The sequence below is a fragment of the Agrobacterium sp. CG160-95 genome (assembly GCF_053521725.1).
In genome coordinates this window covers 101565-126668 of sequence record NZ_JBNWDU010000004.1, presented here as the reverse complement: position 1 = coordinate 126668, position 25104 = coordinate 101565, and the positions used below count along the sequence as shown (strand labels likewise).

The window sequence follows — 25104 nt, the reverse complement described above, 5'->3', positions numbered from 1 at the left end:
CGTCTTCTCCCCGGACGGGGAGAAGAAAAGAGTGGCAAACGTCCTGCCAAAGGATGGCCAGGTCCGATAGGGTTAAACCGCCTTCTCGTCACCCAGCGGCTCCAGCTGCTTTTCCAGCTGGGCGCGCAGATGCGCGTGCTGGGTCGGCAGCTTCAGCGCCTCGCCGAGATGCGCCGTATCCTCATCGCGGTCGAAACCGGGCTCGTTGGTGGCCACTTCGAACAGCACGCCGCCGGGCGTGCGGAAATAGATCGCCCAGAAATAATCGCGGTCGATCACCGGGGTCACCTGATAGCCGGTATCCATCAGCGCCTTGCGGACTTCGAGCTGTTTTTCGCGGTTTTCGACCGCAAATGCGATGTGGTGCACCGAACCCGCGCCGAGGCGCGCGCCGGAGATGTTCGGCATGGTTTCGATGTCGATGACATCAGCACCGTTGCCGCCGGGCATGCCGAGACGCAGCACGCCATCCTGGCGGTCCACTTCCTCATACCCCATGAACTTCAAAAGCTCGGCGGTTGCCCCTTCGTCACGAAGGCGCAAGGAGGCGCCCTGAAAACCGTGGATCGCCTGATCCGCACTGACCCCATTGCCGGTCCACTGCGCACGGGCATCATCCTTGATCTCGACCAGTGCGAAACCATCACCATCGGGACCTGCAAAATGCAGGCGCTTATTGCCGAATGCCTCGTCAGCCTTCAGACCGTCCACGCCGGCCTTGGAAAGACGATCCTGCCAGTAGCCGAGCGAGCCTTCCGGGGCGGAAAACAGCGTTGTGCCCACTTCGCCGGTGCCGGGACGACCACGGGCAATGTGCGGGAACGGAAAATAGGTCATGACGGAGCCGGGCGTGCCGACCTCATCGCCATAATAGAGATGGTAGACATCCGGCGCATCGAAATTGACCGTCTTCTTCACCCGGCGCAGGCCGAGCGTATCGGTGAAAAAGCCGTTGTTCTGGCGCGCACTACCGGCCATGGAGGTGACGTGGTGCAGGCCCTTGATCTGGTTCAACATGATAAACCCCTTTTCGCCCTGGCGGCCCGTTAATCGGGCCAGCCGTGTTCATGGCGTGAAGATGGGGTAAGAAGTGCTGCGGGCATAGACCGGCAACAGGAACGGATTGTTCCCGATTGGTGAACGATAAAACCGACTGTTCAGCCCAGTCGATAGAGGCATGCCTCAATGATCGTCGGCGAGGCCCATGCTCCAGTAACCGACGGCGCGCAGCGATGCCTTGGGGAAGGCGATCTCATCAGTGAGGAAGGATTTCGCCGCCCTCGCCTCGGCCTTCTCGCAGGCAACGAAAACATGCAGGCCGTCATGCTCGCCCGTCCAGGCATGGCCGCGCAACGCCTGTTCGATAAGGCCCGATGTGCCGGCGGGCTTGCCGCGCCGATAAAGCCATGTCCATTCGACATTGGCTGCGCAGACGATCTCCTGCCGTTCCGCCTCGTTGTCGATCTCGGCATAGACGCTGAGCGTCTTGCCAACAGGCATTTCCGCCGCCATGCGCAGCATCACCGGCAGCGCGGTCTCGTCGCCGGCAAAGACGTAACGCTCCGCTTCCGGGCAAGTGCCGCTCGGACCGATGATGCCGAGAACGTCGCCCGGCTTTGCCGTCGCACCGAAATTTGCGCCCGGCATGTCATCGCCCTCATGCATGACGAAATCGATATCCACCTCACCGCGGCCGACATCGCCGGAGCGGATGGTATAGACGCGCCGCGTCAGAAGATCGTCGCCCGCCGGCCAGACGATCGCGCCGGTGGGCGCGAGGTAAGGCCAGACCGCAGCGCGCGCCTGATCGGGAACGAGCAGCAGACGAACATGCATGCCGCCGGTGACAAGCCTTTCAATACCGCTTTCGACGGACACCACGAGACGGCGCATATGCGGCGTCAGATTATAGGCGCGGGCAACCTTGCCGACGAAGAGATTGGGTAGCTCGCGCTGATAGGCGCCGTGTCCGCTCCAACGGAAATCGAGTCCCGTCTTGCCGGAAAACTCAACGATATGCTCAGCCACCATGGCCTTGACCGACGTCAATATATGTTCCGAAACGCAGCTTACCCGGGCGGCGAACCGGCCACCTTCGGCGCTGAAGCTGCCATGGCCATATTCCGCCTTGAAACGCACCGTCGTCCCTTCCCGCTCCATCTCCATATGCTCCGAAAAATGATCCTCGAAAGCATCGACGATCGATGCGGGATCGGGCAGCGAGACAGAGGTTTCTGCAGACAGGAGAGACACGGGCACAAATCCTTCACTTTGTAGTCGAGTATTCTTAAACCGGACCCGACTGCGCTGTAAAGATGTTTGCTGCACTCCCCGTCATGCCCGTCTTGAGCCGGCATGACGGAGGAGGCTGGAAGGTTGCTTAAGCAGTTTCCGGCAATTGCCAGTCGATAGGCTCGCGGCCATGGGATACCAGGAAGGCGTTTGCCTTGGAAAAATGGCCATTGCCGAAAAAGCCGTTATGGGCCGAAAGCGGCGAAGGGTGCGGCGAGCGCAGCACGAGATGTTTTTTCTGGTCCACGAAAGCCGCCTTCTTCTGGGCATAGGAACCCCAGAGCAGGAACACCACATGCTCGCATTCGTCATTGACGGCGCGGATGACGGCATCGGTGAACTTTTCCCAGCCCTGCCCCTGATGCGAGGCAGCGCGCGATTCTTCCACCGTCAGCACGCTGTTGAGCAAAAGCACGCCCTGTTTCGCCCAGCTTTCCAGAAAACCGTGACTGACGGGGCGGATGCCCAGATCGCTCTGCAATTCCTTGTAGATATTGACGAGCGAGGGCGGAATGCGCACACCGGGCTGCACCGAAAAGCAAAGCCCATGTGCCTGGCCAACCCCATGATAGGGGTCCTGCCCCAGAATGACGACCTTGACCCTGTCGAGCGGGGTCAGATCCAGCGCCCGGAAATATTCGGCACCCTTGGGAAAGATGTGCTTGCCAGCAGTTTTCTCGGCAAGCAGGAAATCTTTGAGCTTCTGCATGTAGGGGCTGGCGAATTCGGTGGAAAGAACACGTTTCCAGCTGTCTTCGAGTTTGACGCCTGCCTCTGCCATGTTGTGCCTCTTTGTTACTTGAACCGGTTGCCGCGCTGCAGCACTTCGATCTTGTAGCCATCCGGATCGCAAATGAAGAAATATTTCGCGAAAGGCTGACCTCTATGGTCGGCTTCGATGATCTTGCCCGGAGACAGGCCAAGCTCGATGAAACGCTGATGTTCGGCATCCACATCGGCAACGCTGACCGCGAGATGGCCGTAGCCGTCACCCAGCGCATAGGGCACTTCGCGACCCCGGTTGACAGTCAGCTCCAGCTCGAAATCGCCTTCGGCATTGCTGAGATAGATCAGCGTGAAATTTTCGAACTCGGCACGTTCCGCAATCTCAAGCCCGAAAGCCTGCTTGTAAAACTCCACCGAACGCTTTTCTTCCAGCACCCGGACCATCGAGTGGATCAGCTTGGCCATGGTGTTTTCCTTCTGCTTCTTATCTCGTCGTCGTCCGGTTGTGCTCCGGACATTGCGGACCAAGGGGATAAAGACAGAGTGCCGTGCTTTCAACCCTAAAGACGGATTAAGGAGCAGGGGAAACCGCCCGATCACGGCAAATGTGATGGCGAAACAGTTGGCGCATGACCTGGACATGCGGGCTTTCCGGTCAAAATGGCCCTTACATTTCGCCCCGCCGCTCTATCCTGAGTAGAGAACTCATGATACCGGCATATCCATGCGCCTTCTGTACCTCTGTCTTGGCTGGCTTATGGTCGCGACCGGCATCGTCGGCGCGTTTCTTCCCGTTTTGCCCACCACGCCATTTCTGCTGCTGGCGCTTTGGTGCTTTTCCCGCTCCTCACCGAAACTCGAGGCGTGGCTTCTGACCCACCCCCGATTCGGCCCGTCGCTTCGGCAATGGCGCGAACGCGGCGCAATTGCCCGCAAGGCAAAGATTGCGGCCCTGTCGGCCATGTGTGCGAGTTATGCCGCCTTCTGGTTCCTGAGCGACCCGCCGGCTCTGCGCGCGGCAATCGTTGCCGCCGTCATGCTCGGCTCTGCACTATTCATCGTCACCCGGCCGGAAAGCTGAGGCGACATCACCTTTAGAGCCTTGTCGCATTTCCTGACGGAAAACCGGGTTCCACTTTTCCTGGAAATACTCTAGCGATGCCTCGACTGCGGCAGCACATAAGGAATATGCCGCGCCGGCAGACGTCCGACGACGCCGCCAATGCCATAGACCCTTGCAATCGTCTCGTCGCTGATCGTGTCCAGCGATGGACCGCTCGCCGTTACCCGGCCGCCATGCATGACGATAAGTTGATCGGCAAATTCTGCCGCAAGGTTGAGGTCGTGCAGGATGGCAAGCACGAGACCGCCGCCAATAGCGAAATCCCGCGCCGTTTCCAGCACCGCGATCTGGTGGCCGATATCGAGACTGGCCGTCGGCTCATCGAGAAAGAGAGCCCGCACCTCGCCGTTTTCCACGGGATAGGGCACCTGGGCGAGAGCGCGGGCAAATTGCACGCGCTGCTGCTCGCCGCCAGACAGCATGTTGTAGGAGCGCTGCTCGAACCCGCGAAGCCCGGCCCTGGCGAGCGCCCGGCGGGCCTGCTCTTCCGGCGCGCGCGACCCTTGCGCGACAGCGCCCATGCGCACGATTTCGAGCGCGGTGAAAGGAAAGGCAAGCTGGGTATTCTGCGGCAGCACGGCACGGATGCGCGCAAGCTGAACCGGCGTAAACAACGGCAGGGCAACATCGTTATAGGTCACTGAACCGGCCTCGGCACGCATCTCGCCGGACAGAACCTTCATCAGCGTCGATTTGCCGGCACCGTTCGGACCGATAATGACATTGACCTTGCCGGGCTTCAGATCGACGCAGACCTCGTCGAGCAGACGGCGGCCGGAGCGGATGAGGGTGAGGTTTTCGGCCTGGATCATGACATGTTCCGCATGGAAAATCCGCCGCGGCCAAGCAGCAGGAACAGGAAGACCGGCGCGCCGATCAGCGCGGTGACCACGCCGATGGGCAGTTCCGCCGGTGCCGCAACCGTGCGGGCAAAACTGTCGGCGAGAAGCAGAAGTGCGGCCCCGCCAAGTGCAGAGGCCGGCAGCAGGAAGCGGTGAGATGGGCCAATGGCAAGCCGCAGCAGATGCGGCACGACGATACCGACAAAACCGATGGAGCCGGCAGCCGCCACGCTTGCCCCGCAGGCAGCGGCAACGGCCAGAATGACGACTCGCTTCAGCCGCTGCACGGGAATGCCCATGTGAAAGGCCGCCGCATCGCCAAGGATCAGCGCATCCAGCCCCCTTGCGACAAATGGAATGATGGCAAGCACGACGATGATGAAGGGCAAGGTGGCGAGAACCTTGGCAGGGGTGGCCCCACCAAGCGAACCGAGAGACCAGAAGGTGATGTCGCGAAGCGCCCGGTCATCGGCAACAAAAATCATCAGGCCGGTCAGCGCACCGCTGATCGCCGCAACCGCAATGCCGGCCAGAATAAGCGTCGTCGTGGAGGTGGCGCCATCCCTTGTGGCAATGACGTAAAGCAGCCAGGTGTTCAAAAGCCCGCCGAAAAACGCCATCAGCGGCAGAAAATGCGGGCCGAAAAATACGGCGACGGTTGCAAGCGCACCTTCCCCAAGAGAAATGGCCGCAACCGCAAAAAGTGCTGCACCCGAGGTGACACCGACAATGCCGGGATCGGCCAGCGGATTGCGGAAAAGACCCTGCATCATGGCGCCCGAGACGCCAAGCCCAGCACCGATCAACATGCCGAGCGCCGTGCGCGGCAGTCGCACCGCCTCGAGAATGACTTTATCACGCGCATCGAGTTGATCCGCGCTGCCAGTCAGATAGGCCCAGAGTTCGGAAATGCCCACACCCGTGGGCCCGCTGACGAGCGACACGCCGCAGGCAAACAGCAGGATGCCAACGAGCACGGCAAGGGTAACGACCCCCTGACGGGATCTGTCACCGGCAACCCTGCCCTCCGTGGAACTCAAGGCAGCAAGGCTCACGGCTTCACCACATCAGGGTAGAGCTTGTGCGCCAGTTCACGACCGGCGGCGGGCGTGCGCGGGCCAAAACCGATGAGGTAAAGCCCGTCCATGCTGATCAGCGCCTTCTCCGCAGCAGCCGGCGTGGACTGGAACGCGGGCAGCGCGAAAATCTCATCCGCCTTGCCGGCATGGTCGCCGCGCGCCATGGTCAGAACCACATCGGGCGCGGAGGCGATGACCGCCTCATCCGTCAACGGCTTGTACCCGCTGATTTCCTGCGCGGCATTGATGCCGCCGGCCATTTCGATGATCGCCGCCGCTTCGGTGCCCTTGCCCGCCGCCATGATGCGACCGCCGGCGCTGGAGAGCACGAAGAGCACACGCTTCCTGTTCTTTTCCGGCACGGCTGAGACGTCCTTGGCGAGCACATCAAGCCCGGCTTTGGTTTCCGCGGCCAATGCCTTTGCCTTGTCGGCAAGACCAACTGCCGCACCGACATCTTCGATCTTCCTGGGGATGGCGTCGCCGCTCGGCGGGGTATCGACGGTGATGAAAGGCACCGCACTGGCCTTGAGGATGGCAACGACATCCGCCGGGCCGGACCCGTCTTCAGACAGGATGAGATCGGGCTTCTGCGACAGAATGCCCTCCGACGAGAGCGCCCGCATATAGCCGATATCGGGCTTGGACAGCACGTCCGCCGGATAGCTGCTGGTGCTGTCACGCGCAACGATGCGGTCGCTCGCGCCAAGCGCATAAAGGATTTCCGTTACCGTGCCGCCGACTGCAACGATGCGTTTCGCCTCCGGATTGCCCTTGTCCGAAGCTCTAGCTCCGGGCGCGGCAACGGCGATGACGGCGGGCACGAGGGCGGCGAAAACGAACGAGCGAAGGCTTAAATTCAACATGACGCTATCCTGAAACACAAGCTGGCACGGGCGGATACGGGATTGCCCATCTTATTTAACTTGAGTTATTTGCACATGTTTATAGAAGGCGCAATCGATAAGTGGAGTAAAATTGTTCGCTTTATCGTCAGCCTCTTTCCATCCACGCTTCGGCTGGATATCCTGACTGCAACTGTAAACTTAAAGGGAGACTTCCATGTTTATCGCAATGAACCGTTTTCGCGTCGTACCGGGCTATGAGGATACTTTTGAATCCATCTGGCGCGAGCGTAAATCGCACCTGAGCGAGCTGCCGGGCTATATCGAATTTCACATGCTGAAAGGCCCGAAGGCGGATGACCACACGCTTTATGCCTCGCACACCGTCTGGGCCACCAAGGACGATTTCCTGAGCTGGACCAAATCCGAACAGTTCCGTGCCGCCCATGCCAAGGCCGGTGAGAACCGTGGCAAGGTCGAATATCTTTCCGGCCCGCATTTCGAAGGTTTTGACGTCATCATCCACGAAGACAAGAATGGCGAACGCCGTTCGATTGCCGCCTGAGGCTCGCCGATGAGCATTGCAGCCCAAAAGACCGATGACCGGCAGGCCCGCGCTGCCGCAGCACTTGCCGAAAAGCCTGACGGCATCGTGGAAGCCATTGCCGCCAAGGCAGAGGTGACATCAGCCGAAATTCTGGCGATCCTGCCGCAAGGTGCGGCCGTTTCGGCTGGTTCCGATCAGTTCGACGCGATCTGGAACGAGATGCGCGGCTGGGGCGAAGTCCTGATGATCGTCCAGACCGGCGATATCGTGCTGGAAGTGCCGGGCGACCTGCCGGAGGGCAGCGAAAGCCACGGCTGGTTCAACATCCACGGGGACAGCCCCATCGGCGGCCACATCAAGAAGGACAATTGCACTGGCATCACCTTCGTCGATCGCGGCTTTCATGGCCGACGCTCCTGTTCCGTCTGGTTCATGAATGCCGCCGGCGGCGCCATGTTCAAGATTTTCGTCCGTCGCGACGAAAACAAGGAACTGCGTGGCGATCAGCTGGCCAAGTTCGAAGCGCTGCGGGACAGTTTCCGTGGCTAAGTGAATGGGAGGCTGCTGGTGTGGCCTCCCTCCTTCCTCATCAATCCGCGATGGCTCAGCCCCACTCGTGAGGAAACATTCACCGGTTCATCGCCCGTTCAGTGCCGTTTTTTATCATCCGCTGAAATTCGATCAGCAGCACGGGGCAAGCACCATGAACGACCGCCAGCCACTTCTTTCGCGCCGGAATTTCGCAGGGCTCCTCGCGCTTGCACCGCTTTTTGCAGCGGGCGGTGCGGCTGCCGCACCCGCAAGCCTGCGCGGCAGCGTTTCCTATCGCGAGCGGATCGCCCTGCCGCCGGGCGCGACTGTTACGGTGCGCCTCATCGATGTCTCGCTGGCGGACGCGCCCTCGCAGACGATCGCCGAAACCACCATACGCCCGCGTGGGCAGGTGCCGGTACCCTTCGTTTTGCGTTATGACGACCGCGACATCCGTGGCCGCCGCTCCTATGCGCTCAGCGCCGAAATCCGCGAGGGCGACCGGCTGCTCTTCACCACAACGCGCCGTTACTCGGTTCTGGCCGGTGGGCGTGACGACACCGATCTCGTTCTGGAACGGGTGGCGGCGGCTCCAGGCAGGCCGGAGCCGCAGGCTGGCATTGAGGGGCGCTGGCTGGTGCAGGAAATCCGAGGCGAAAGGGTTCGCGGCCGCCGCGAGGCAACGCTGGAAATTTCCCGCGAGGGCCGCGTTTCCGGCAATGCCGGCTGCAACGGCATCGGCGGCGAGGTGAAGATAAGCCGCAACCGCGTCGATTTCGGCCGGATGATTTCCACCCAGATGGCCTGCGCTCCTGACATCATGCGCCAGGAAAGGCAGTTCATCGAAGCGCTTGAAGGCGCCCGCTCCTTCCGGCTCGAACCGCGCCGCGGCTCGCTGGAGCTGATCGACGGTCGCGGCCGCCCGGCCATGCGCCTGCGCCGCGCCTGAGAGCGGTAACGGCAGGCGGCAACGCCTGCCGCCGCCGTGCTGGCCGTGGAACATTCCATGTCGCTTCCGGCACGGCGCGGCCCCTTTTCCCGTCTTATGACTTTGCTGCACTCGTCTTGGCGCTTTGCTCCGCCACAGAGCTGCGCTATGGAACGCGCCAACTGCGCCGGTTCAAAGTCTTTGAGGGAAAACGAATGACAACCTATGTTCTGACAGTAGCCTGCAAATCGACCCGCGGCATCGTCGCCGCGATTTCCGGTTATCTGGCGGAAAAGGGCTGCAACATCGTCGACAGTTCGCAGTTTGACGACCTCGAGACCGGCAAGTTCTTCATGCGCGTTTCCTTCATTTCCGAAGAGGGCGCGACGATGCAGGCCATCACCGAGGGCTTTCAGCCGGTGGCGGAAAAATTCGGCATGGAAGCCCGCATCTATAGCGACGGCCAGCGCATGAAAACACTTCTGATGGTGTCCCGCTTCGGCCATTGCCTCAACGATCTGCTCTACCGCTGGAAGATCGGCGCGCTGCCGATCGATATCGTCGGCGTCGTCTCCAACCATTTCGAATATCAGAAAGTGGTGGTCAACCACGATATTCCCTTCCACCACATCAAGGTAACGAAGGAAAACAAGCCGCAGGCCGAAGCGCAGCTGATGGACCTGATCGAGACCAGCGGCACCGAACTGGTGGTGCTGGCGCGTTACATGCAGGTGCTGTCCGATAACATGTGCCGCAAGATGTCGGGCCGTATCATCAACATCCACCACTCCTTCCTGCCATCCTTCAAGGGTGCCAACCCCTACAAGCAGGCGTATGACCGCGGCGTAAAGCTGATCGGCGCGACAGCCCATTACGTCACCGCCGATCTGGACGAAGGCCCGATCATCGAGCAGGACACGGTGCGCGTCACCCATGCCCAATCTGCCGAAGACTACGTCTCTCTTGGCCGTGATGTGGAAAGCCAGGTACTGGCCCGCGCCATCCATGCCCACATCCACCACCGCACCTTCATCAACGGCAACCGCACCGTAGTCTTCCCGCCAAGCCCGGGCAGCTACGCTTCGGAACGGATGGGCTAATACGCCACGAAAACAACGTGGAATTATTTTTACCGACCGGCAACCGAGCATCCCATGTGACCGTTTCTTCACTGTAGCCCAACAGCGAGGTCTCTCACATGAAAAAACTCGTCATTGCCGGCGCCGCGTTTCTCATCGCGGCGGGGTCCAGCTTCGCCCAGCAGCCGCCACCACCGCCGGGACCAGCGGACGCTGGTTCAAGGGCGGATGCGCCGCCGCCACCTCCTCCGCCCGGCCCTGGTGGTCCGAGGGAAGCAGGCTGGCGGGACGGCCCGCATGGCAAGAGAATGCCACCCCCGCCCTCCAAGGCAGCGCATTTCAGGATTGAAGACGGCGAGCGCAAAATCGACGTCAAATGTGCCGATGACGAGCCGATGAAGGCCTGCGCTGACATCATGATGCAGATTATCGACAAGATGAACGAATAGGACTGCGAGTCTCATCCAAGGGGACGGCGCAGCAGTGCAGCTTCAGGAAAACTCTACCCGGGCCCTTAAGCCCCGCCCTCCCGCGCCGTCCTCCAGCGTCAGTCGCCCGCCGAACAGCCCGGCGATCTCCTCGATGATCGCAAGGCCGAGGCCGGCGCCGGGGGCGGCGTTGGCTTCGCCGCGGGCGAAGCGCTGGCGCACCATGGCGCGTTTTTCCGTGGGTATGCCGGGGCCGTTATCTTCCACTTCCAGCCAGACGGCACCCGCTTGCCTGCCGACGCGCACGGTGACTTCCGCACCACGCCCCGCGTAGTTGATGGCATTGGAAACGAGATTGCCGATCAGTTCACCGATAAGGAGCGGCTCGGCGAGAATTGTCGCTTCGCCCTCGCCTTCGAAACCGAGATCGATGCCGGCGTCGGCCGCGCGTGGCACGAAATCTGCCGTCACGTTTTGCGCCACCGCCACGAGGTCGATCTCGGAAAAATCGTGTTTTTCGCTCGAACCGGCGGCATCGATATTGGCCATGCGTAGCAGTTGGGCGAGGATGTGTTCGGCATGGGCCACCGAAGCGCCGCCCTTGCGGGCCGCCGCCTGGGCGTCTTCGAGACTTGCGGCGCGGGCGGAAAGCGCAAGCTGGGTGCTGATGATGGCAAGGGGCGTGCGCAATTGATGGCTGGCATTACCGGTGAAATGCCTGAGCGCATCGAGCGCCGATTGCAGCCGCACCATGAAGGAATTGACCGTTTCCACCAGATTTTCCACCTCCACCGGCACGGATTGCCGGATTGGATGCAGGTCGTTGGGGCTGCGCTCGGCAATCGCTTCGCTGAGCCGGTAAAGCGGCCGGAGCGAAATCGTCACCGCGATCCAGACAATGATCGCCGCGCCCACGATCATGAACAGCAGGCGCAAGGCCGAGCGCAGGATGATGGCTTGCGCAAGCTGGCTGCGGGCGATCGTCGTTTCAGCCACCGTCACGGAAAAGGGCACGGAATTGATGCCGGTGGAGGCAAAACGGCGGATCGCGGCGATGCGGATCGGCTCGTCACGAAACACTGCATCGCGATAGGCAGGCGTTTCTCCGGCCGGATTCTCCACCGTCGGCAGGTTCTGGTAACCGGTGAGAAATTGCCCGTTTGGCCCGTCGACACGGTAAAACACCCGGTCCTGCGCCGCTGATGTCAGCATTTCCAGCGCGACATAGGGAATATCGACCTCCAGCGAGCCGTCTTCGGCCACCACCACCCGCTCGGCAATCGCAAGCGCGGAACCTGACAGCACCCGGTCGGAGACGACATTGGCCGTATTGACCGCCTCGCGCCAGGTATCAGTGAGCGCAACGCAGCCGATGATGGCGGTGGAGATGAGAAGCCAGCCTAAAAGACGCCGCCTGAGCGAATAGGCGGCCTGTCTCATTCAGCCATCTCCGGCAGCTTTTCCAGATAATAGCCGATGCCACGCGCCGTCTTCACCGTCAGCCCGTGGGGGGCAAGCCGCTTGCGCAGCCGGCTGACATATTGCTCGATGGCGTTGCCTGATATCTCGTCGTCGAAACCGGTCAGCGATTGCACGATCGCCTCCTTGGCAACCACCTTGCCCGCCCGCATGAACAGCACCTCGAGCAGCGCCACTTCACGCGCCGGAATATCGAGCGGGCGCCCATCGGCTGAAAAGGTGCGGGATGTGAGGTCGAACAGGACTTTGCCGAAGCCGAGCGTAGAAGAGCGCAGGCCGGCATTGCGACGCAGCAGCACCCGCACCCTCGCCTCAAATTCGGTGATGTCGAAGGGCTTGATCATGTAGTCGTCGGCGCCGAGATCGAGCCCCTTGACCTTCTCCTCCGGCGTGCCACGCGCCGTCAGGATCAGCACCGCCGCCTTGTCCTGGCGCGAGCGCATGGAGCGCAGCACCTCGATGCCGTCCATTTCCGGCAGGTTGAGGTCGAGAATGACGAGATCGAAATTTTCCGCCGCAATCGCCGCGTCGGCGGAAGCGCCGTCTGAAACGACATCCACCGCATAACCGCTGCCGCGCAGAAGCGCACACAGCCCTTCCGACAGCACCTGATTGTCCTCGACCAGCAAAATACGCAATTCTTCCTCCCGCAACATTGCCGAGCTTATCCAAGCCCTTGGCGCTTGTGAATGGCAAGCGCGTGCGGCATGATCTTTTCCATGCGTATCGCCGTTTTTCTCTGTCTCTGTCTTTGCATGGCCTCACCGGCGCTTGCACAAGTCGCCGTTTTCCCTGCACCATCAGGCAAGGCGGATGCGGAAACGCTGGTGGTTTATTCCTCGCTGGACGAACCGCTGGCCACGCCGATGATAGAGGGTTTCCAGAAGGCCAACCCCGATATCGCCGTCCATTACGAGGACATGCTGACCGGCGAAATCTATGATCGCATCGTGAAAGAAACCGATGCGGGCAAAAAGACCGCCGATTTCGCCTTTTCATCCGCCATGGATTTGCAGGTGAAGTTGAGCAATGACGGTTACGCCCAGCGCTCCGACCTTGCCATGAGCGCGCGCTGGCCCACCTGGGCCAACTGGCGCAACACCGCCTATGCGCTGACCTTCGAGCCGGCGGTGTTCGTGTATCACAAGCCGAGCTTCACCACCGAAAAGCCGCCCGCCACCCGTGCCGAATTCGTCGATTATCTTGAGCGCCACGCCAAGGAAGTGCATGGCCGCATCGCTACCTACGACATTGAGCGCTCCGGCGTCGGCTTCCTGTTCATGTCGCGCGATCAGGAGCAGTTCGGCGATATATGGAGCGTCATCAAGGCTATGGGCGCGGCCGGCGTGAAGGTCTATTCCACGTCATCCGCCATTCTGGAGCGTGTCTCCGACGGGCGCTTCGTGCTGGGCTACAATATTCTCGGTTCCTACGCGGCCGACTGGGCCTCGCGCCATCCCGATGTCGGCATCGTTCTGCCCAAGGACTATACCGTGGTCATGTCGCGCATCGGGCTGGTGCCGGAAGCCGCCGCCAACCCGGCGCTCGGCCGCCGCTATCTCGAATTCTTCATGTCCAAGGAGGGCCAGACGATCATGGCCCGGCAATTGCAGATCCCCGCCGTCAGCCCTGACGTGGCGGGCGAAAATACCGCCAACACCATGCAGGCGATCCACGGCGCACAATTGCGCCCCGTGCCCGTCAGCCCGGGCCTGATGGTCTATCTGGATCAGGTCAAGCGCAGCCGCCTGATCGAGCGGTGGAACGAGGCGCTACGCTCGCAATAGTAGACGGCAAGCACAAATTAATAGAGAGTAAATGCGCAAGGACTTGCGGTGCGTCAGTTAGATGACAGCTTTTTATGATGCTCTGCAATCCTTCTTCATTCCGTGGAGGCGGAAGAAGATGCGGGAGGAAATCTTGAGGACCGTAGAGCTCCGCGCTGCCCTGGCAGCGTCAGGATAAGCACGGCCTGAAACTCCCTTCCGCATAAACGAAAAACGACGCCCAAAAAGGGCATCCTGAGGAGGGTTTTCTAAGTGAAACATTTTCTTATCGGCACATTTCTGGCAGGCGTGATCGCGCTTCCGGCGGTCGCAGCGGACTACACCATCATCGCGCCGGCCAATCCCGGCGGCGGCTGGGACCAGACCGCGCGTTCCCTGCAGACCGTGCTGCAGGAAGAAGGCATTTCCAAGAGCGTTCAGGTGCAGAACGTGCCAGGTGCCGGCGGCACCATCGGTCTTGCACAGTTCGCCAGCCAGCAGAAGGGTAACCCGAACGCCCTCATCGTCGGCGGTTACGTGATGGTCGGCGCGATCCTCACCAACAAGGCGCCCGTCACCCTCAAGGAAGTGACGCCAATCGCCCGCCTGACCGGTGAATATGAAGCAATCGTCGTTCCGGCATCTTCGCCGCTGAAAACCATCGGCGACCTCGTCGACCAGCTCAAAAAAGATCCGGGCAGCGTGTCCTGGGGCGGCGGCTCGGCCGGCGGCACCGATCATATCGCTGTTGGCCTGATCGCCAAGGCGGCCGGCGTCGATCCGACCAAGATCAACTACATCGCCTATTCCGGCGGCGGCGAAGCGCTTGCCTCGATCCTCGGCTCGCAGGTAACAGCCGGCATTTCGAGCTACGGCGAATTCGAAAGCCAGGTCAAGGCGGGCACGCTGCGCCTGCTGGCCGTTTCCAGCGAAGAGAAGCTGGAAGGCGTTGACGCGCCGACGCTCAAGGAAAGCGGCCTCGACGTCGTCGTGCAGAACTGGCGCATGGTCGCTGCTCCTCCCGGCCTGACGCCGGAACAGGAAAAGGCAGTCAGCGCCGATATCGAGAAGCTGGCGAAATCCGCAAAGTGGCAGGAAACGCTGAAGACCAAGAGCTGGATGGATACCTATCTTTCCGGTGACGAGTTCAAGGCGCAGCTTGCCAAGGACACCGACGCCACCGCCGCCATCCTCAAAGAAATCGGACTGGTAAAATGAGCCAGGGTTCCAACCCTTCACAACATCAAGAGCGCCGCCCTGACTGGGCGGCGCTGGCGATCGCCGTAGCCCTCGTCCTTATCGCCTGCGTGATCTTCTGGGACAGTGCGCGTCTCGCCAGCGTCACCGGCTACTCGCCGGTCGGTCCGGCAACGGTCCCCTACGCCATCGCCTTCTGTCTTGTCGGCCTTGCGCTCTGGACGGCCATCGAAGCCTGGCGCGGTGATTTTCCTGAACGGGACAAACAGGAAGTCGCCCCGGTCATATGGGTCGTCGCCGGCCTTGCCGCGCAGATGCTGTTGCTGAACGTCGCCGGTTTCTCCATCGCCACCGGTCTCCTGTTTGCGTTTACGGCGCGCGCCTTCGGCAAACGCAAGCTCTGGTATTCGATCCCCATCGGCATCGCTCTGAGCTTCGTCATCTGGATCATCTTTGCGCGGCTGCTGCAACTTTCTCTGCCTGCCGGGCCTCTGGAGCGGCTGTTGTTCTAACAGCCATTCCGACCAAAATTCGAGATCACAGGAAACCGCCGGCGCGCGATGACGCAAACGCCAGCCGTTCCGCCCGCCCATCTGCTCGACTTGGGGGACATCTGTCCATGAGTACGTTTGAATTCCTGCTGCACGGTCTTGAGGTTGCTGCCCAACCCATGAACCTGCTCTATGCGCTGATCGGCGTGACACTCGGCACTGCCGTCGGCGTTCTGCCCGGCATCGGGCCGGCGCTGACGGTCGCTCTGCTTCTGCCCGTTACATACCGGCTTGATCCCGCCGGTTCGCTCATCATGTTCGCCGGCATCTATTATGGCGGCATGTATGGCGGATCGACCACCTCGATCCTGCTCAACACGCCGGGCGAAAGCGCATCGATCGTTACTGCGCTCGAAGGCAACAAGATGGCCCGTGCGGGCCGCGGCGGTCCGGCACTTGCCACCGCCGCCATCGGCTCCTTCGTCGCTGGTCTCATCGCCACCGTCGCTCTCGCCTTTGTTGCACCCTATATCGTCAAGCTGGCGCTGGTTTTCGGCCCGCGCGAATATTTCGCGCTGATGGTGCTCGCTTTTGTCACCGTCTCCTCGGCTTTCGGAGATTCGGCACTGCGCGGCCTTACCTCGCTGTTCATCGGCTTCGCGCTCGCCATCGTCGGTATCGACCAGTTGACCGGCCAGACCCGCATGAGCTTCGGCATTCCCGACCTTCTCGACGGCGTGGAAGTGACGACGCTTGCGGTGGCCATGTTCGCCATCGGCGAGACGCTGTTCATCGTTGCGCAGGGCCAGAGTGGCGACGAGAAGGTCGAAGCGGTCAAGGGTTCGGTCTGGATGAGTGCGCAGGACTGGGCGCGTTCCTGGAAACCCTGGTTGCGCGGCACATTGATCGGTTTCCCGATTGGCGCCATGCCTGCCGGTGGTGCTGAAATCGGCACCTTCCTTTCCTATGCCACCGAAAAGCGGCTCAGCAAACATCCGGAAGAATTCGGCCACGGCGCTATCGAAGGGGTTGCCGGTCCGGAAGCCGCCAACAACGCGTCCGCTGCCGGTACGCTCGTGCCCCTCCTGACGCTCGGCCTGCCGACGACGGCAACCGCTGCCATCATGCTTGCCGGTTTCCAGCAGTTCGGTCTTCAGCCTGGCCCGCTGCTGTTTGCCACCAATCCGCAGCTGGTCTGGGGCCTTATCGCCAGCCTGTTCATCGCCAACCTGATGCTGCTGGTGCTCAATCTGCCGCTCATCGGCCTGTGGGTGAAGCTGCTGACCATCCCGAAACCCTGGCTCTATGCCGGCATCCTGCTGTTTGCGACGCTCGGCACCATCGGCGCCAACCCGTCCGTGTTCGAACTCGGCATGCTGCTCGCCTTCGGTATCCTTGGTTACATCATGCGCATCTTCGGTTATCCGATCGCGCCTGCCGTGGTCGGCCTCATCCTCGGGCCGCTTGCCGAACAGCAGCTTCGCCGTGCACTCGCCATCGGCCAGGGCGACCCGACCGTGCTGCTCACCTCACCGATTGCCGTCGGCCTGTTCCTTGTCGCAGCCGCCGCCTTCATCGTCCCGCTCATCATGCGCATCCGCGGCCGCGGCGAGGTGCTGACGCAGCTTGCCGCCAACGAGGACTGATAACAAACAGCCTCCCAAGGCAACTGGCCCCGTCTCCTTCCGGATGCGGGGCCCTTTTTATTCACGGCAACGGGATGTGTGACTCAGGCACGGCCGTGGTAGTATTCCTGTCCAACGCAGGAGAAAAACATGCGCAAGATCGCGATCATGCTGGTTCTGGGCCTTGCCGGCTGCGCCACCGCGGCACCCGACGTGCAACCCATTCCGGGCAGCATCACCTATGGCGGACAACCCCACACCAAATTGACCAAGTCACCCATCGGCAGCACGCTCAGCCACGAATTCGTCATGGGCGACGGCCGGCTGGCGATTGAAACCTACCGCATCCAGCCTGACCGGTCGCTGAAACTGGAAAGACGCGAGATCGTCGGCGACTGGCCGCCGAATTGAAAGAAGATACGGCCCCTGATGTGGCTCCGGGGTCTGCTTCCGGTACCACACACATTTCCCGCTCACGGCAATTCAGAACCATTCTAAAACATATTTTTGATTTCCGCATACCTTGCCAATAAAGCTGACAGCGAACATCAAGTTACGCCTGCGGGATCCGCTTCCGCAGGGTCAAGAACCATATTGCAAGGGACATATCCGTGGCCATCAACTTCACCTTCCCCGTTCGGCTGCTGGCAGCAGCGGCCTTCAGCCTTGGCGCGATGACCGCAGGCGCTGAGGAAATGACGATCAAGCACGCGCAGGGCGAGACCGTTCTGAAAGCCGCGCCGAAAAAGGTTCTGGTTCTGGATATCCCCTCGCTCGACAATCTCGATGCGATGGGCGTCGAGCCAGCTGGTGTCCTTGGTTCCAACCTGCCGACCTATCTCCAGAAATATGCCGATGGCAAATATCTGAAGGTCGGCACGCTGTTCGAACCCGATTACGAGGCGATCAATGCGGCAGAAGCCGATCTCGTCATCGTCGGCGGCCGTTCGCGTGCGAAATATCCCGATGTTGCGAAGATCACGCCCGCCATCGACATGTCGATCGATTCCAAGGAATTCATCGCGAGCGTCAAAGCCAATATCACCAAGCTCGGCGATATCTTCGGCAAGCAGGAAGAAGCAAAGAAGCTCGACGCCTCCATTGACGAGAAGGTCGCAAAACTGAAGGCCATCGCGCCGAATTCCGGCACGGCGATGATCCTCGTCACCAATGCCGGCAAGGTCGGTGTTTACGGCCCAAGCTCGCGCACCGGCTGGCTGCACACGGAAATCGGCTTCAAGCCGGTCGCTCCTGATATCGATGACCGCTTCGACCGGGGCGATGTCGTGTCCTTCGAATATCTGGCAGAGGTCAATCCCGAATGGCTGTTCGTGATAGACCGCGATGCCGGCATCGGCCGCGCAACGGACCCAGGCAAGGCCGCCGCCCAGGTGCTGGACAACGAACTGATCCACCAGACCAACGCCTGGAAGAAAAAGCAGATCGTCTATCTCGACCCGCAGGCGGCCTATATCGTCAGCAGCGGTTATACGGCGCTCACCACCTTGCTTGATCAGGTCTACGAGGCCGTGTCCGAGAAGAAGTCGTAAAAACTGCCTTCGCGACGTCATCCCCGGGCTTCTCCCGAGGATGACGAAGGAGAGGTTCAGTCCTCCGGGCAATCTGCGAGGTCGAAGCGAGTCATCACCATTTTCGAAAAACCACTGACGTGAAATCCCTGTCCCTCATCCTCGCCCTCCTTCTGGCGCTGACACTCGCCATCGTCAGCCTGTTCGTCGGCGTGAGCAACGTCTCGCTGGCGACGCTTTTTGCGCCGGATACGAGCGCGGATGCACTGCGGGTGCTCCTCGTCAGCCGCATTCCGCGCACGCTGGCGCTCATACTGGCCGGAAGCTCGATGGCGATTGCCGGTCTCATCATGCAGATGCTGGTGCGCAACCGCTTCGTGGAGCCTTCGACGGCTGGCACCACCGAATCCGCCGGCCTTGGCCTGCTCACCGTCACCCTGCTTGCCCCGGAAACGCCGATCTTCGGCAAGATGTTGGTGGCCGCCGCTTTCGCGCTGGCGGGAACCGCACTTTTTCTGCGTATTCTACGGCAGGTGCCGCTGCGCGATGTGCTGCTGGTGCCGCTGATTGGCATCATGCTGGGCGGCGTCATTTCTGCCGTCACCACTTTCTTCGCCTATCGTTTCGATCTGCTGCAATCGCTCGGCGCGTGGATGACCGGGGATTTTTCCGGCGTGCTGCGTGGCCGCTATGAATTGCTGTGGATTGGCTTCGTTTTCGCCATCGCCGCCTATCTCGCCGCCGACCGTTTCACGGTGGCAGGCATGGGGCGCGACTTCACCACCAATCTCGGACTGAACTATCGCCGGGTGATGGCGCTCGGCCTCACCATCGTCTCGCTGGTCAGTGCCGTCGTCGTCGTCACGGTGGGCATGATCCCCTTTCTTGGCCTGATCGTGCCGAATGTGGTCAGCCTGATTATCGGCGACAATATGCGCCGTTCCGTGCCCTGGGTGGCGACACTTGGCGCGGTCTTCGTTCTTGCCTGCGACATCATCGGCAGAACGGTGCGCGCGCCCTATGAGATACCGATCGGAACCGTGGTCGGCGTCATCGGCAGCGCGTTGTTCCTCTATCTCCTGCTCCGGAAACGCCACCATGCATGAGAGACATCCCGACCGGCGCGCGAAACTCGTGCTGCTGATGCTTCTCGCACTGGCGCTCATCTCCATGGCTGCCTTCATGACGCTCGGTGCAAAGGGCAGTTGGAGCTTCATCCTGCCGTTTCGCGGCATCAAGCTTCTGTCGCTTTTGCTGGTGGCCTATGCCATCGCCGTTTCGACGGTATTGTTCCAGACGGTCACCAACAACCGCATTCTCACCCCTTCGGTGATGGGTTTCGATTCGCTCTATGTGCTGGTGCAGACGGCGCTGATCTTCGTGTTTGGCTCGGCAACCGTGGTGATGATCGATCCGCAACTGAAGTTTCTTGCCGAAACCGCGCTGCTCGTCACCTTCTCCGCCCTGCTCTACCGCTGGCTTTTCGTCGGCGCGGAACGCAGCCTGCATCTTCTGGTGCTGGTCGGCATCGTCTTCGGCGTGTTCTTCCGCAGCCTCTCGGGCTTCATGCAGCGCGTACTGGACCCCAATGAGTATGCGGTGCTGCAGGATGTGCTGTTCGCCAGCTTCAATTCCATCGATCCCACCCTTCTTGCGGTATCAGCCATCATCGTCGGCGTGGTGACGATTATCGGGTTGCGGCTCCTGCACACGCTCGACGTTCTTTCGCTCGGCCGCGCAACGGCTATCAGCCTTGGCGTGGACTACAAGCGAACGGTGACGATCATCCTCGTGCTGGTCTCCGTTCTCGTTGCTGTTTCCACCGCACTCGTCGGCCCTGTGATGTTCTTCGGGCTGCTGGTTGCGGCGCTGGCCCATTATCTCACAGGCAACGGCAAACATGCCTATGTGCTGCCGGCTGCAATCCTCATCGCCATCATCTGCCTTGTTGGCGGTCAGGTGGTGCTGGAGCGGATCTTCGCCTTCAACACGGCGCTTTCCATCATCATCGAATTTCTGGGCGGCATCGTCTTTATCGGTCTTATTCTCAAGCGGGGTGCGCGATGATCATCGCCAGTCAGATCAGCAAATCCTATGGCGAAACGGTTGTTGTCGATGGCGTCTCCGTCGCCATTCCGGCAGGCGGCGTCACCTCCATCATCGGGCCGAACGGGGCGGGAAAATCCACGCTGCTCTCCATCGTGGCACGGCTGATGTCCATGGATGCGGGAACCGTGACTGTGGACGGGCTGGATGTGACCAAGACCCCTTCCGACACGCTGGCAAAACGGCTCTCGATCCTCAGGCAAGACAACCACATCTCGTCACGCCTGACGGTGCGCGATCTCGTCGGTTTTGGACGTTATCCCTATTCCAAGGGCCGTCCCACCATCGAGGACAAGGTCCATATCGACCGGGCGCTGGAATATCTCCATCTCGAAAACCTTTCCGGCCGCTTTCTCGACGAGCTTTCCGGCGGCCAGCGTCAGCGCGCCTTCGTGGCAATGGTTCTGTGTCAGGACACGGACTATGTGCTCCTGGACGAGCCGCTCAACAATCTCGACATGAAACACGCCTCAAGCATGATGAAGATCATGCGTCGCGCCGCCGACGAGCTGAAGAAGACCGTGGTTCTGGTGCTGCACGACATCAACTTCGCCTCCTGGTACTCCGACACCATCATCGCCATGCGTGATGGCCGAATCTGCCGCCAGGGACCGGCGGAACAGATTATCCGTCCGGAGGTTCTGCGGGAAATCTACGACATGACCATCAGTGTCAACGACATAGACGGTCGACGCATCTGTCTGTTTTATGAGTGAGATACGACGATTGCAGAGGTTTTTTGCCTTTGCCGTCCGAGCGACGGAACAGGGCGACCGGCCAGGGCGTTAATCGGGGGAGATTTTGCCAAACGGCATTCCGTCCGCAACGTCAGGAGACATCGATGAAGACGCACAAGACGAAGAACGACCTGCCTTCCAACGCCAAATCAACGGTGATGGGTATTCTGAACGAATCGCTCGCTTCGGTTATCGACCTTGCACTGGTGACCAAGCAGGCGCACTGGAACCTGAAAGGTCCGCAATTCATCGCCGTGCACGAACTTCTCGACACCTTCCGCGCCCAGCTCGACAATCACGGCGATACCATTGCCGAACGTGTGGTGCAGCTTGGCGGCACGGCGCTCGGTAGCCTGCAATCCGTCTCTTCGACGACCAAGCTCAAGGCCTATCCGACCGATATCTACAAGATCCACGATCATTTGGACGAACTGATCGCCCGTTATGGCGACGTGGCCAACATGATCCGCAAGGCTATCGATGATTCCGACGAGGCCGGCGACCCGACGACAGCGGATATCTTCACCGCCGCCTCGCGCGATCTCGACAAGGCGCTGTGGTTCCTCGAGGCGCACGTTCAGGAAAAGAGCTGAGCCGTAACGCGGCTACTGACACCACACACACGAAAGCGCCCGAGATGCCCGGGCGCTTTTTTAATGAAATGGCGCAATCAGTGCCGACGTAAAACCGCAAGACCGATGTCGCGCAACATCTCATGATCGAGAATGCCGCGCTGGGCGCTACGGATCAAAACCGCCGCGCACTCGTTGGCGACGTGGCTACAGCGATCTTGAAGGCACTCGAAACATACGCCGTCGAAAATATTCTGCAGATCGGTGATCTGCTGGGGCGACAATTGTGCGCCGACTCTTTCAAAAGCTGCATACGACAAGGCTCATCCTCCCGATGATGACATGCCAAGTATCGTTTCTTTTTTTGTGGACATGAAATTTGTACACCCGAACGAATCACTTGTCGAATCAGATTTTAACCAAATGTAAACAGGTTATTTTTTGGCCATCCGGCCGGTTGTGTGCTTTTACAACCCAAATAAAGGCCAGCCGAAACAATACCTTCGCCCCCAACACACTTTTTTACGACGCATCGGCCCGGCCGTTTTGAATAAACCCACAGGCCAGACGGATTTCCACCGAAACCGCAAAAGAAACTGTTGCATTCCAAAAACGATTGAGCGATATAGCACCCGTCGCCACGCTTTGGCGGCCCGCGGTCCAGCGAACTACCCCGGACCAGCGGTTTTTGAGCGGGTGTAGCTCAGGGGTAGAGCACAACCTTGCCAAGGTTGGGGTCGAGGGTTCAAATCCCTTCGCCCGCTCCAGTTTTCCCTGGAAAACGTTGGGTTTGTCAAAGCGCTTACGGGCACCGCCCTGATTTTGCCGCCGGTCCCAGATAGCTCCTCTTCAACCGAAGCCTACCCGCATGTTCTGGGCCGATCTGACGCCCAACCATAGTCCCGTGCCCTAGACACCGAACTTATTCGCTTCAGGAAGGCGTTTGCGGACGTGCAAGACATGATAGCCGATTTGGATTCTCATTAGAATTATTTAGTATTAAATATTATTCTTATTTAATATAAGAGTACAGTATATTATTATAAGATACGCAATTACTAATAATACATAATTGTTTCTTAAATTTGTAAGTATAATCATCACCGGAAAAGCGCATGATGCCGAAATATGACCCATGAAGGGCTCGATTTTCTTGTGGGAGCCATAACGATGAGAAATATTCCCGTTGTCGGAAAGTTTTTGACGGTATTTGCGCTATTCGGCGTATGTGTAATCCTGATTGCGGCCTACTCCGCCATACAGATCAAATCGATCGATGGAAGTTATAGTGACCTTATTGCGCGTGACAGCGCAGCGGCCTTGAATTTGGCACTCGCGAACCAAGAACTGCTGAACGGGCGTGCGGCTTTGGCCGATATGATGATCGCCTTTACGGAACAGGGTAATGCCGCTGCCGAAGCTGAGGTGAAGGCCACACGCGACAAGTTCATGGTATCGATGGATGGAGCCATCGCCAATATCCCCGAAGACAACCGCCTGCGCGTACTCAAGGACGACGTGACGACGCTCTATAACGTGACGTGCAAGAACGCCTGGCACCTGGGCCGAACCGCATCAACCGTGGATGAGGCACTTGCGTCGCAAAAAGCGTTTGGCACCGAGTGCCAGCCAGTCTTTGCCAAGATCGGCGCGAAACTTACACAGATAGCCACTGATATTTCGAACCGTAGCGCCCAGCAGAGCGATGATCTGAGCGACATAAGCCAACGGACTGCACTAATTACCGTCGCGGCGGTCGTCCTCGGCTTCATCACCGTCGTCGTCATCGGATATTTCGCGATCAGCAGCTGGCTTGTCACGCCGATCCGGGGTCTTGTCGGCACGATGCAAACGCTTGCGGAGGGTAACCTGTCCGTCAAGGTCGAGGGAACGGACCGGCGCGACGAGGTCGGCACGATGGCAAAGGCCGTTGAGGTCTTCAAGGATAACGAATTGAAGGCCCGCCGGCTGGAAGCGGATGCGGCGCAGGTGCGTAACCAGTCCGAGGCAGAGCGTCAAAGAACCGCCGAAATTGATCGCAGGCGCGCCGCCGAAATGGCGGAAGCGACCAGCGGCCTTGCCGAAGGTCTGAAGCATATGGCCAATGGCGACCTGTCCTACCAGCTGAAAACGCCTTTCTCCGCAGAATTCGAAAGCCTGCGTGCGGACTTCAATATCGCCGTAAACCAGCTTAGCAAAACACTGCTGTCCGTTGCCGATGTAACGGCCACGATCGACAACGGCTCTCGCGAGTTGAGTTCGAGTGCGAGCGACCTGTCGCAACGCACGGAAACCCAAGCCGCATCGCTGGAAGAAACAGCCGCAGCGCTCGACCAGATAACCAGCAACGTCAGCAATTCGACCAAACGGACTGAGGAGGCCCGGATCGTGGCGGTCGAGGCCAACAGATCCGCCCAGACATCCGGTCAAGTCGTGGCAACTGCGGTCGATGCCATGAAGCGCATAGAAAGCTCTTCAAGCCAGATTTCCAACATCATAGGCGTCATCGACGAGATTGCCTTCCAGACCAATCTTCTGGCACTCAACGCCGGCGTCGAGGCGGCCCGTGCGGGCGAGGCAGGCAAGGGCTTTGCGGTTGTGGCACAGGAAGTGCGTGAACTGGCCCAACGCTCGGCGCAAGCGGCCAAGGAAATCAAGGAGCTTATCCGCAACTCCGCCGACGAAGTGCAGAACGGCGTGAAACTCGTGACCGCAACCGGCGACGCCCTGAAGATCATTGAAAGTCACGTCATCGCCATCAATACACAACTCGACGCCATCGCGACATCCGCAAGGGAACAGTCGGTCGGGTTGGCCGAGGTCAACAGCGCGGTGAACCAGATGGACCAGGTCACGCAGCACAATGCCGCGATGGTCGAAAGGGCTACGGCCTCCAGCGCATCGCTTGCCGGTGATGCCGAAAAACTCCGCCAGATCGTCGGCCAGTTCAAGCTGGATGGCGCAATGGCCAGCACCAGCACGGCTAGAACCGCATATATGCCTTCAGCGCCGGTGCGCGTTGCGGACAACGCACAGCCGAGACCATCCCCGGCGCGTCGCATGATCGGCCAGGTGGCCGCAGCGCTCGGCGTATCCACGGCCTCGAAAGATCAGACATGGGGCGAATTCTGATCCACTTTCTCAGAAGACACCCGGATAGCTTATCCGGGTGTCTTAAGGTT

27 protein-coding genes and 1 tRNA gene are annotated in these 25104 nt (G+C 60.1%); 18 read left to right on the top strand and 10 right to left on the bottom strand.

Features of this window, described 5'->3' with window-relative positions; all coding sequences use genetic code 11:
* Positions 1-72: 72 nt before the first annotated feature.
* The 4 genes from ACQZ63_RS14955 to ACQZ63_RS14940 all read right to left on the bottom strand — a co-directional run bounded on the left by ACQZ63_RS14955 (position 73) and on the right by ACQZ63_RS14940 (position 3483).
* Positions 73-1017 carry a VOC family protein gene (locus ACQZ63_RS14955; protein ID WP_112751984.1) on the bottom strand — a complete coding sequence of 315 codons (945 nt, stop codon included), beginning with the start codon at positions 1015-1017 and terminating at the stop codon, positions 73-75.
* A 165-nt stretch (positions 1018-1182) separates the two neighbouring features.
* Positions 1183-2259 carry a siderophore-interacting protein gene (locus ACQZ63_RS14950; RefSeq protein ID WP_113556494.1) on the bottom strand — a complete coding sequence of 359 codons (1077 nt, stop codon included), beginning with the start codon at positions 2257-2259 and terminating at the stop codon, positions 1183-1185.
* Positions 2260-2380: 121 nt separating this feature from the next.
* Entirely contained in the window at positions 2381-3073 is a 693-nt protein-coding gene (gene ung, locus ACQZ63_RS14945) for a uracil-DNA glycosylase (protein ID WP_025594362.1), read from the bottom strand.
* Positions 3074-3087: 14 nt separating this feature from the next.
* Entirely contained in the window at positions 3088-3483 is a 396-nt protein-coding gene (locus tag ACQZ63_RS14940; protein WP_112682212.1) for a VOC family protein, read from the bottom strand.
* 259 nt (positions 3484-3742) lie between these two features.
* On the opposite strand from ACQZ63_RS14940, the gene ACQZ63_RS14935 reads away from it, so the two are divergent.
* Positions 3743-4099, top strand: coding sequence for a YbaN family protein (locus ACQZ63_RS14935; RefSeq protein ID WP_003514002.1), 357 nt, complete (start codon positions 3743-3745; stop codon positions 4097-4099).
* A gap of 71 nt (positions 4100-4170) precedes the next feature.
* On the opposite strand, the gene ACQZ63_RS14930 is transcribed toward ACQZ63_RS14935, so the two are convergent.
* From ACQZ63_RS14930 to ACQZ63_RS14920, 3 genes are read right to left on the bottom strand one after another with little or no spacing between them, the layout of a single operon-like run.
* Positions 4171-4953 (bottom strand): heme ABC transporter ATP-binding protein, encoded by a 783-nt coding sequence (locus ACQZ63_RS14930; protein ID WP_065702604.1) that lies wholly within the window; start codon positions 4951-4953, stop codon positions 4171-4173.
* Positions 4950-6038, bottom strand: a complete 1089-nt coding sequence (locus ACQZ63_RS14925; RefSeq protein WP_080797800.1) for a FecCD family ABC transporter permease — start codon at positions 6036-6038, stop codon at positions 4950-4952. Before ACQZ63_RS14925 ends, ACQZ63_RS14930 begins: the two co-directional genes overlap by 4 nt.
* Positions 6035-6928: a heme/hemin ABC transporter substrate-binding protein gene (locus ACQZ63_RS14920; protein ID WP_065662143.1), complete on the bottom strand. Its 894-nt coding sequence runs from the start codon at positions 6926-6928 to the stop codon at positions 6035-6037. The genes ACQZ63_RS14925 and ACQZ63_RS14920 overlap by 4 nt, the downstream gene beginning before the upstream one ends.
* 196 nt (positions 6929-7124) lie before the next feature.
* On the opposite strand from ACQZ63_RS14920, the gene ACQZ63_RS14915 reads away from it, so the two are divergent.
* The 5 genes from ACQZ63_RS14915 (at position 7125) to ACQZ63_RS14895 (ending at position 10441) form a co-directional block, all read left to right on the top strand.
* Entirely contained in the window at positions 7125-7472 is a 348-nt protein-coding gene (locus ACQZ63_RS14915) for an antibiotic biosynthesis monooxygenase family protein (RefSeq protein ID WP_003514016.1), read from the top strand.
* Between the two features lie 9 nt (positions 7473-7481).
* Complete coding sequence (gene hutX, locus ACQZ63_RS14910; RefSeq protein WP_013636749.1) at positions 7482-8003, top strand: heme utilization cystosolic carrier protein HutX; 522 nt, start codon at positions 7482-7484, stop codon at positions 8001-8003.
* 154 nt (positions 8004-8157) lie between these two features.
* Positions 8158-8934, top strand: a complete 777-nt coding sequence (locus ACQZ63_RS14905) for a YbaY family lipoprotein (protein WP_013636750.1) — start codon at positions 8158-8160, stop codon at positions 8932-8934.
* A 194-nt stretch (positions 8935-9128) separates the two neighbouring features.
* Positions 9129-10013 carry a formyltetrahydrofolate deformylase gene (purU, locus tag ACQZ63_RS14900; protein WP_003514019.1) on the top strand — a complete coding sequence of 295 codons (885 nt, stop codon included), beginning with the start codon at positions 9129-9131 and terminating at the stop codon, positions 10011-10013.
* A 98-nt stretch (positions 10014-10111) separates the two neighbouring features.
* Positions 10112-10441, top strand: coding sequence for a hypothetical protein (locus ACQZ63_RS14895; protein WP_003514020.1), 330 nt, complete (start codon positions 10112-10114; stop codon positions 10439-10441).
* 42 nt (positions 10442-10483) lie between these two features.
* Here the strand turns inward: ACQZ63_RS14895 and ACQZ63_RS14890 are convergent, their stop codons facing one another.
* Both ACQZ63_RS14890 and ACQZ63_RS14885 read right to left on the bottom strand, forming a co-directional pair.
* Positions 10484-11860 (bottom strand): sensor histidine kinase, encoded by a 1377-nt coding sequence (locus tag ACQZ63_RS14890; protein ID WP_065687504.1) that lies wholly within the window; start codon positions 11858-11860, stop codon positions 10484-10486.
* Entirely contained in the window at positions 11857-12537 is a 681-nt protein-coding gene (locus ACQZ63_RS14885; protein ID WP_025594373.1) for a response regulator, read from the bottom strand. Before ACQZ63_RS14885 ends, ACQZ63_RS14890 begins: the two co-directional genes overlap by 4 nt.
* Before the next feature lie 69 nt (positions 12538-12606).
* On the opposite strand from ACQZ63_RS14885, the gene ACQZ63_RS14880 reads away from it, so the two are divergent.
* The 10 genes from ACQZ63_RS14880 to dps all read left to right on the top strand — a co-directional run bounded on the left by ACQZ63_RS14880 (position 12607) and on the right by dps (position 21943).
* Positions 12607-13686 carry an ABC transporter substrate-binding protein gene (locus tag ACQZ63_RS14880; RefSeq protein ID WP_019565081.1) on the top strand — a complete coding sequence of 360 codons (1080 nt, stop codon included), beginning with the start codon at positions 12607-12609 and terminating at the stop codon, positions 13684-13686.
* Between the two features lie 252 nt (positions 13687-13938).
* Positions 13939-14883, top strand: coding sequence for a Bug family tripartite tricarboxylate transporter substrate binding protein (locus tag ACQZ63_RS14875; RefSeq protein ID WP_003514032.1), 945 nt, complete (start codon positions 13939-13941; stop codon positions 14881-14883).
* Positions 14880-15374, top strand: a complete 495-nt coding sequence (locus ACQZ63_RS14870; RefSeq protein ID WP_013636754.1) for a tripartite tricarboxylate transporter TctB family protein — start codon at positions 14880-14882, stop codon at positions 15372-15374. The genes ACQZ63_RS14875 and ACQZ63_RS14870 overlap by 4 nt, the downstream gene beginning before the upstream one ends.
* A gap of 107 nt (positions 15375-15481) precedes the next feature.
* Positions 15482-16999 (top strand): tripartite tricarboxylate transporter permease, encoded by a 1518-nt coding sequence (locus ACQZ63_RS14865; RefSeq protein WP_003514036.1) that lies wholly within the window; start codon positions 15482-15484, stop codon positions 16997-16999.
* Between the two features lie 129 nt (positions 17000-17128).
* Positions 17129-17389: a hypothetical protein gene (locus ACQZ63_RS14860; RefSeq protein ID WP_003514037.1), complete on the top strand. Its 261-nt coding sequence runs from the start codon at positions 17129-17131 to the stop codon at positions 17387-17389.
* A gap of 200 nt (positions 17390-17589) precedes the next feature.
* Complete coding sequence (locus ACQZ63_RS14855; protein WP_013636756.1) at positions 17590-18528, top strand: siderophore ABC transporter substrate-binding protein; 939 nt, start codon at positions 17590-17592, stop codon at positions 18526-18528.
* 119 nt (positions 18529-18647) lie between these two features.
* A complete protein-coding gene (locus ACQZ63_RS14850) occupies positions 18648-19613 on the top strand; it encodes an ABC transporter permease (protein WP_038492099.1) in 966 nt (321 codons plus the stop codon).
* Positions 19606-20574: an iron chelate uptake ABC transporter family permease subunit gene (locus ACQZ63_RS14845; protein ID WP_003514044.1), complete on the top strand. Its 969-nt coding sequence runs from the start codon at positions 19606-19608 to the stop codon at positions 20572-20574. The genes ACQZ63_RS14850 and ACQZ63_RS14845 overlap by 8 nt, the downstream gene beginning before the upstream one ends.
* The gene (locus ACQZ63_RS14840; RefSeq protein ID WP_111783478.1) at positions 20571-21329 is read left to right on the top strand and encodes an iron ABC transporter ATP-binding protein; all 759 of its coding nucleotides are present in this window, start codon (positions 20571-20573) and stop codon (positions 21327-21329) included. The genes ACQZ63_RS14845 and ACQZ63_RS14840 overlap by 4 nt, the downstream gene beginning before the upstream one ends.
* A 125-nt stretch (positions 21330-21454) precedes the next feature.
* Positions 21455-21943 (top strand): DNA starvation/stationary phase protection protein Dps, encoded by a 489-nt coding sequence (gene dps / locus ACQZ63_RS14835; protein ID WP_003514046.1) that lies wholly within the window; start codon positions 21455-21457, stop codon positions 21941-21943.
* A 77-nt stretch (positions 21944-22020) separates the two neighbouring features.
* On the opposite strand, the gene ACQZ63_RS14830 is transcribed toward dps, so the two are convergent.
* The gene (locus ACQZ63_RS14830; protein ID WP_013636760.1) at positions 22021-22242 is read right to left on the bottom strand and encodes a hypothetical protein; all 222 of its coding nucleotides are present in this window, start codon (positions 22240-22242) and stop codon (positions 22021-22023) included.
* 372 nt (positions 22243-22614) lie between these two features.
* Between ACQZ63_RS14830 and ACQZ63_RS14825 the strand changes: the two genes are divergently transcribed.
* Positions 22615-22689: transfer RNA gene (locus ACQZ63_RS14825), tRNA-Gly, on the top strand.
* Positions 22690-23092: 403 nt separating this feature from the next.
* The gene (locus tag ACQZ63_RS14820; RefSeq protein WP_174002897.1) at positions 23093-25054 is read left to right on the top strand and encodes a methyl-accepting chemotaxis protein; all 1962 of its coding nucleotides are present in this window, start codon (positions 23093-23095) and stop codon (positions 25052-25054) included.
* The last annotated feature ends 50 nt before the right edge of the window (positions 25055-25104 follow it).